The organism is Sphingopyxis sp. GW821-FHT12F08, from assembly GCF_058806755.1.
The window spans coordinates 868,974-877,503 of the sequence record NZ_JBXAQA010000002.1; the positions used below are offsets into that span (position 1 = coordinate 868,974).

1 protein-coding gene is annotated in these 8,530 nt (G+C 64.5%); it reads left to right on the plus strand.

Going from position 1 to position 8,530, the window contains the following annotated elements:
- Positions 1 to 334: 334 nt before the first annotated feature.
- The coding region (locus AC1RNQ_RS08960; protein WP_493170581.1) for an RHS repeat domain-containing protein at positions 335 to 8,530 on the plus strand (8,196 nt) is incomplete at its 3' end.

The window sequence follows — 8,530 nt, forward strand, 5'->3', positions numbered from 1 at the left end:
GCGAAACGGTCCAATCCCTCGAAAAGTGGATACTATCTTCACGCGGCGTGCTTGTATCGGTGGCTTTGGTCATGGGTGGTCCGGGCCCACCACCCGGAGCTCCGCCGATCAGTCGGCCGGGGCGGGCCGCGATTCAGGGCGTCGCGGCTCCAGCAGCAATGCCTGGCGACATCCGAAAGTCCAATGAATCGTGGGAGCTTCGAAAAAAATTCATCCAACCCCCTAAACATCCTTGAGCCTCGGCGGATTGGAAGATTGCGGGGCAGGGAATCTCCATCGAGAGGCTCGTCGGGCTGCCTGTTTCTCGCGCGTTTGATTGCTGCGGGGTTTGGCGATGGTTGCGATTTTTGTGGGGCAGGGCGCGGGTTTCACGCGGGGGTCGGCGAATCTGCTCGGCGGCGCGGGGCTGATTGGATCGGGATCGCTCGGCCGCGCGGCCGAAAATGTGTCGGTCAACGCCGCGACGGGCAATGTCGCGATCACGCAGCAGGACGAATTCCTCGTCGGCCGCGGGCTCGATATCGGTGTCTCGCGCACCTATAACGGCCTTGGCCAGATGTCGGACGGCGACAATGGCGACAATTGGCAGCAGTCGACGACGCAGCGGGTCTTCGGCCTCACGGGAACGCTGAACACGTCGGGCAGCACGGTCAGCCGGCTCGGCAGCGACGGGTCGGTGATCATATACAGCTACCGGACGATCGGCGGCACTGCGGCCTATTGGACGACCGACGGCGACGGCGCGCACGACAAGCTCGTCAAGTCGGGCGCGACCTGGATCTGGACCGACGGGTCGAGCCAGGTCGTCGAAACCTATGAGGCGACCGTCGCCAGTCCGACGACCGACTTCCGCATCAAGGAGCGGAAGGATACCGACAATCTGAAGCTGACCTTCACCTATGTCGCGAGCACCGACAAGATCGAGCGCGTCACCACGTCGAACCACGGCACCGCCAATGCCTCGACGGGCATCGCCGAGCAGAGCTATGTCCAGTACAGCTGGGATGGCGACAATATCACCGAGGTGGTGACCGGCTATACCGACTATGGCGATACAAGCACCGCGGCGGACAATGTCAACGAGACGCTGACGCGCACCCGCTATGCCTATGAATCCTATGTCGACGGCGGCGTCACCAAATACCGCCTGCAGACCGTGACGGTCGACCTCAGCCCCGAGGACAACAGCGTCGCGACGGGCGGCACTTTCGTCACGACCTACAGCTATCACGGCACGACGACCCGCGTCGCGCGAATCCAGACGACCGATGGCGTCGATTTCAACATCGACTATGACGGCGGTGGTCGCGCCTGGCGCCTTTACGAGGTCTTGCCCGGCGGTAACCGCGTCACGACGCTGTCCTATCAGACCGGCTATACGAACATCACTTACGACGGCCAGGTCACCCGGCTCGACTATGACGCCTCGCAGCGCCTCACCAAGGTCACCATGCCGACGTCCGAGGATGTCGAATTCACCTACGACGCCGATGGCAATGTCGCGAGCGTCACCGACACGGCGAACGAGGTCACCAGCTACACTCACGACGCCACCGGCAATATCCTCACCGTCAGCGACCCGAACGGCAACGGCGTCACGCGCACCTATGGCAGCAAGAACGAACTGCTCACCGAAACGCGCACGATTCTGGACGAAGCGGGCAGCCCGGTGGCCCTCGTCACGCGCTACGCCTACGACGTCGAAAACCACCTCCGCTACGTCGTGAGCCCCGAAGGACGCGTCACCGAATATCGCTACACCAGCTTCGGCGAGCTCAACTATGTCGTCGAGTTTCCCGAGCATGCCTATACGGCGTCGGGCGTTCCCAGCGAGACCGACCTCAACAATTGGAAGGCGGGCATCGCTGACCTTTCGTCGATCGAGATCGTCAATCTTACCTATGATGGCCGTAGCAACATTCTCGCGACGAACGGCTACGGCATCGCAACCACCGCCGGCGCGGTTTCGCAGGCCGAGGGATTCAGTCGCACCTACACCGTCTACGACCAGGCCGGGCGCCTGCTTTCGCGCGGCCTCTACAACGAGGCGCTCGAAACCTTCGCCTATGACGGTCTCGGCCGTCTGATCGCCTCGACCAATCCCGCCAGCGGCGCGACGACGATCACTTTCGAGGATGCGCTGCTCAAGACCACGGTGACGACCGCAACGGGGCATACGACGGTCAGCACCTACAGCAAGTCGGGCGAACTGCTCAGCGTCGCGACCAGCGCCAACACGGGCAGCTACGACGTCGCGGGCACCACCGCCTATAAATATGACAAGCTCGGCCGGGTGCGGATGATCACCACCCCGCGCGGGGTCGCGACGCCGACCGGCTCGGACTATAACAGCTTCATCCTCTACGATAATGCGGGCCGCCGGACTGCGGATATCGCCGCCGACGGCAGCATCGTCGAATATCGCTATGATGCGGCGGGGCGCCTCGCGGCGACGATCTCCTACGCGAGCAAACTGACCGCGTCGAACATGTCGGGGCTCGCCTCCGCAGGCGGCAATGTGCTGCTCGGTGCCGCCTCGATCGATGCGAGCGGTTGGCCCGACGCGAGCGCCGGCGACATGTGGAGCTGGAACGTCTACGACGATGGGGGCCGCCTGATCCAGTCGATCGAGGGCGACGGTGCGGTTACCGCCTACAGCTATGACAAAGCCGACAGGCTGATCAAGACGGTGGCTTATGTCACCAAGCTCTCGGCCTCGACGCTCGACACCTTGAAATCGACCCTGCCGACCACGCCTGTGTCCACGACGCCGGTCACCGGCAGCGACCGCATCAGCCGCACCTTCTACGACAAGGACGGCCTGCTTGTCGCGACGCTCGACGGCGAGGGTTATCTCGCCGAATTTTTATACGACGAGGCGGGACGCAAGACCGCCGACATCGCCTATGGCACCCGCACGAATTCTACTTATTGGGCCAGCGGTAGCCTTGATGATCTGCGTCCCAACACCCCGCCGAGCGCCACGGCCGACCGCGCGCTGCGCTATGTCTACGACGGACAGGGCCTGCTCCGCTACCAGGTCGACAATGGCGGCTATGTCACGGGCTTCGAATATAGCCTCGCCGGCCGGCCGCGGCTGACGACGACGATCGCCTTCGCGGCGTCGATCGGCACCGGCGTCACCGACTTCACCTTCGACAATATCGACGCGCTGATCACCCCGCTCGCCAGCGACACGAACGACCGCGAAAGCTACACCGTCCACAACACCAAGGGTCAGGTCGCTTATGCGATCGACGCCGCGGGTCTGGTGACCGGCTTCACCTACGACACCGCGGGGCGCGTCACCAGGACGGTGCAATATGCGGTACTGCGCAGCACGCCGAGTTTTCCCGGCTTGGCGACGATGGATACATGGGCGTCGGGTCAGTCCGGCGCGAGCGGCAACCGCGTCACCTATAATTATTGTTCCGAAGGGGGTGACCTGCGCTTCTCCGTCGATGCCGAGGGCTATGTCAGCCGCTTCGATTATGACGCCGACGGCAATCTGATCACCGAGGTCCGCTTCGCGACGGCAATCAGCGTCACGCCCACTTCGACGATCGCCGATGTCGATACGCTCGCGACGGGCGCGTCGATCAGCGTTTCGCACCTATACGACATGGCCGGGCGCCGTTATGCGACGATCGACGGCGAAGCTTTCCAGACGCGGAGCGAGTGGGACGGCGCGGGCAATCTGGTCGCAACCTATGCGGCCTATGGCGCAGCTGATCAGGTCCGCACCGACTACACCTACGACGGCGCCGGCCGCCTGCTCAGCGAAACCCGCGCCGCCGGTGCAGCCGAGGCGTCGACCGTCCAATATGCCTATGACGGGCTCGGCAATCGAACGAGCATGACCGATCCCTTGGGCAAGGTCACCAGCTGGACCTATGACGAGGTTGGCCGGGTCCTGACCATGGTCGATGCCGCGGGCACGACCTCATACGAGTATAACGGCTTTAGCGAGGTGGTGAAAACCACCGATCCACGCAGCAATGCCAGCTATTCCTATTATGACGGCAAGGGCCGCCTCACGCTGTTCCGCGATGCCGAAAGCTATGTCACCGAGACGAGCTATACCGCGTTCGGCCAGATTCTGAGCGTGACGCGACGCTATAACGCGACCGCCTCGACGCCGAGCACGACGGTGCTGCCGATCGTGTCCGCCAATGCGGCCAGGGATGCGACGACCAGCTACACCTACGACAAGCGCGGCCTGGCCCTCACGGCGACCGAGGCGGTGACCGACACGGTCAACGTCGTCACGACCTCGACTTACGACGCCTTCGGTCAGCTGAAGACGGTCAGCCGCGCGTCGGCGACGACCAGCTTCGACTATGACCGGCGCGGCCTTGTAAAGAAGACGACCGATGCCGAGGGCTTTTTCGAAAGCTACACCTATGACGCCTATGGCAACCGCGCTACCGTCGTCGCCAAGTCGAAGGATGTGAACAAGGTCGCTGGCGGCACCACCATCTACACCTACGACAAGCGTGGCCTGCTGCTCACCGAGACGCTTCCCATCGCGGCCTGTCTTGCCAGCGGCGCCGAGCAGGCGGCGACGATCACCAACAAATATAGCTACGACGGCCGCGGCAACCGCAAGCAGGCGATCGAAGCCTTCGGGCTTGCCGAAGCGCGCACGACCGGTTTCACCTACGACAAGCTCGACCGGCTTACCAAGACGACGCATCAGAGCTTCCAGGGCTTCACACCCGAAGACCAGATCGCCTACGATGCCGCCGGCAATGTCATTCGGACCATCGATGCTGCCGGATCGCGCACCGTCTATTTCTACGACGATCTCGGCCGCAAGCGCATGGCGATCGACATGGCCGGAACGGTCAGCACCTTTGTTTATGACGCGAATGGCAACACGGCCGAGGCGCGCGTCTATGAGATCAAGCTGACGAGCATCCCGGAGAATGGCGGGCTGTTCGTCGCGGTGCCCACCGAGGTGACGAGCGGAAACTCGCGCGCGACCAGCTTCGCCTACGACAAGCTGAACCGGCTCAAGACGAGCAATGTCGCGGGCATCTCGGGCGGCAGCTGGAACACGGACACCAGCGCGTGGGATCCGTATACCAACGCCGCGCTGACCACCACTTATGTCTATGATGCGTTCGGCAATGTGGTGAAGGCAATCGAGCCCAACCAGCATGTCGCCGGCGTTCCTGTTTCCAACGCCGCGGCAACGTGGAACTATTACGACAAGCTCGGCCGCAAGACGCATCAGGTGGATGCCGCGGGCTATGTAACGGTCTGGGCCTATGATTCCGAAGGGAATGTCCTGACCGAGACGCGCTTCGCCGATGCGGTCGCGGCGCCGACCGGAACCGAGACGCCGCCGTCAGCTATTCCTACCAGCGCGCAGGATCGCCTGACCAGCTTCACTTACGACAAGAATGGCAATCGCCTCACCGAATCGCGCGCGGGCATCGCGGTCCACGACGGCAACGGCGGGCTGCTCGCGGCGCAGACGGTGACCATCGCCTGGCTCTACAACGGGCTGGGCCAGGTGGTTCGCAAGACCGAGGCGACGGGCGAGCAGACCAACTATGCCTATGACGTCGGCGGCCGCCTGATGCAGGAACAGCGGGCGAGCTTCACCAATCATCTCGGGAACAGCGTCACCCCGACGGTCGACTATCGCTACAACGGGCTCGGCGATCTGGTGCGCACCGTCCAGGCCGGTACCGCCGGCGACGTCGAGGACCGCGTCACGACCTACAGCTATTCGGGCGGCAAGCTCGTCTCGACCACCGATGCCGGCGATTATGTGCGGAGCTATAAATATGACGTCATGGGCCGGGTCACCCACGATTATTATACCCGCCTTGGATCCGGCGGGAGCGCGGCGAACGCCTATGAAGGCGCGCTGACCAGCTATGACGTGGCGGGCCGGGTCGCCGAGCAATGGCAGGCGACGTCGGCCGACGCGGCGAGCTGGACCGCGGCGAGCCCGGTCCTTTCGACCCGCTACAACGCGTTCGGCGAGGTCGAGAAAACGGGGCTCAATGCCGCCGGCGTGGCGGAGGGCAGCAAGCGCTGGCAACAGCAGAATAAATATGACCTCGCGGGCCGGCTGTGGGCAACCAGCAGCGGCGACGGGGTGTGGAAGATCTTCGGCCATGACCGGAACGGCAATCAGACGATCGCCATCACCAACGCAGGCTACAGCCTGACCGACAAGTCGTTCGCCGACGCCCTCGCCCAGGTTTCGAACGCCAGCGTCAACGCGGCCTATACCGTCTACGACAAGCGCAACATGGCGACCCGCGTCGTCGAGGAGGGCCGCCAGCTGACCGCGGCTACGACCGCGACCATCACGACCAGCCGCACCTACAACGCGTTCGGCGAGGCCGCGACCGAGACCAACGCGCGCGGCGGCGTCACCACCTACAGCTACAACAAGATGGGCCGCGTCGTCCGCAGCGAGGGGCCCGCGATCGCCATCACGCTCGAGAATGGCAAGGAGATCTGGGTCAAGCCGTCGCAGGATTATTATTACGACAAATCGGGCCGCCTTGTAGCGCAGCGCGACGCGAACGGGAGCTATGCCGAGACCGGGACCGATGCGGGCAATGCGACGGGCAAGGCGGCGGACACCGGCAACCTCACGCGGCTGACGCTGCTCGCGGGCACCGGCTATGGCGGCGGGCAGGCGCTGGTCATGGTTCAGGTTGCCGCCGACAATGGCGTGCGGATCACCCACTATGACGTCCATGGCGACGCGCGCCGGACCTATGACGAACGCAACACCGAAATCGTCGGCGGGGCGCCCGTCCTCAAGCCGGGGGCGGTTTATACGGCAAGCGTCTATGACAGGCTCGGCCGCGTCACGCAGGTCAGCCACCTGGGCGGCCTCGTCGATTCCTACAGCTACGACATCCTCGGCCAGCGCCTCAAGCACTGGAACAATGTTGCGGAGCTTGCGGGCGATATCGAGACGACCGACTATGACGTCCAGGGCCGGGTGACCGCGACGCGCAGCTTCGGCGGCGACGTCGGTTCGACGACCTACGCATGGGATGCGGCCGTCGCGGCGATCGCGGGCACCATCACCGGCGGCTGGGCCGAGACCACCCGCCTGTCGGACAGCGCCGCGAACCTCGCCGCGTCGATCTTCAGGCAGTCGAGCGACAAGAGCGATATCTTCGGCCGCGTCGTCCAGAAGACCGACATGGGCGCGCATGTCACCACCTATGGCTATGACGTCGCGGGGCGCCAGACCTCGGCGACGCTGGGCAGCACGGTAACCAGCTTCACCTGGTACAACAGCGGCCAGCTCGCGACCAACGCCGGGCTCGCGGGCACCGCGACCTATGGCTATGACGCGGCGGGCAACCGGGCGAGCGAGACCCTCGTCAACGGCAGCGGCACCGTCAAGGCGATGACCGCCATCTACGATATGAGCGGCCGCCTGACCGACTGGACGGCGAGCGCCACCACCACGACGCCGGCGGCGAGCACCATCACCAAATATGACGCCAACGGCAATATCCGCGCGACGCTCAGCCTGTATCGCGAGATCGACGCCTATGGCACCGCCGCCTCGACCGATACGCCCAAGGACTATTGGTTCCGCTACGACAGCATGAACCGCGTCGTCACCGACCGCGGCTCGCTCAGCGGCAGTGCGGGCGCGGTGGGCACCGCGATCGTGCGCGGGCCGGGCGGAACCGAACTCACCTATGACGCCGCGGGCCAGCGCGCGACGTCGCTCACGTCGCGCAACAAGATCGTGTCGGTGTGGAACCCGCATCAGGGGTTCGACAGCGGTGGCGAATGGGTCGGTGGCTGGGATACGGGCAACTACAGCCTGCGCTATCTCGAAACCTTCACCTACGACGCATCGGGCCGTCTATCGGCGGTTCGCGAAGCGGTGGGCGGGGTGCGTTACGAGGTCGACGCGTCCGACAATCTGGTGCTGATCTTCGAGGATCCGGTCGGTCCGGGCGGGGTGAGGGGCAGCTTCGCCTACGATCTGATGGGGCGCGTCACGCTGCAGGAGGATACGGGCTGGGTCGACGGCACGTCCTTCTCGGGCGTGACCTATTCGCGCAGCGTCCAATATGATGCCCGGGGCCAGGTGACGTCGGACGATGTGTCGACGGTGAAGGGCCGCTACGGCAACAACCAGTATGATATTTTCAAATCGGTCACCAGCTATGCCTATGGCAGCGGATCGACCTGGGCGCTGGGTTCGGTGGTATCGCAGAGCGCAGTGAACACCAAGCTGGCGGCGGGGTCGGGGAGCTGGACGAACGAGCCCGGGACCTCGACCAGCACCAGCTACGAATGGTGGGACGGGGCGGTCCAGACCCAGATCGGCTACGACAGCGACACGGGGTCGGGCGGCAACCCGGTCTACACCACCGACCTCATCCTGAACGGGCTGGGGCAGCTGACGGGGGCCGACGTCGACGACGGGGTGGCGAAGGACGTCGCCTACACGCTCGACGAGAATGGCCAGATCATCCGCCGCGACGAGAGCCGCACGTCGAGCCCGGGCCAGGCGGCGCCG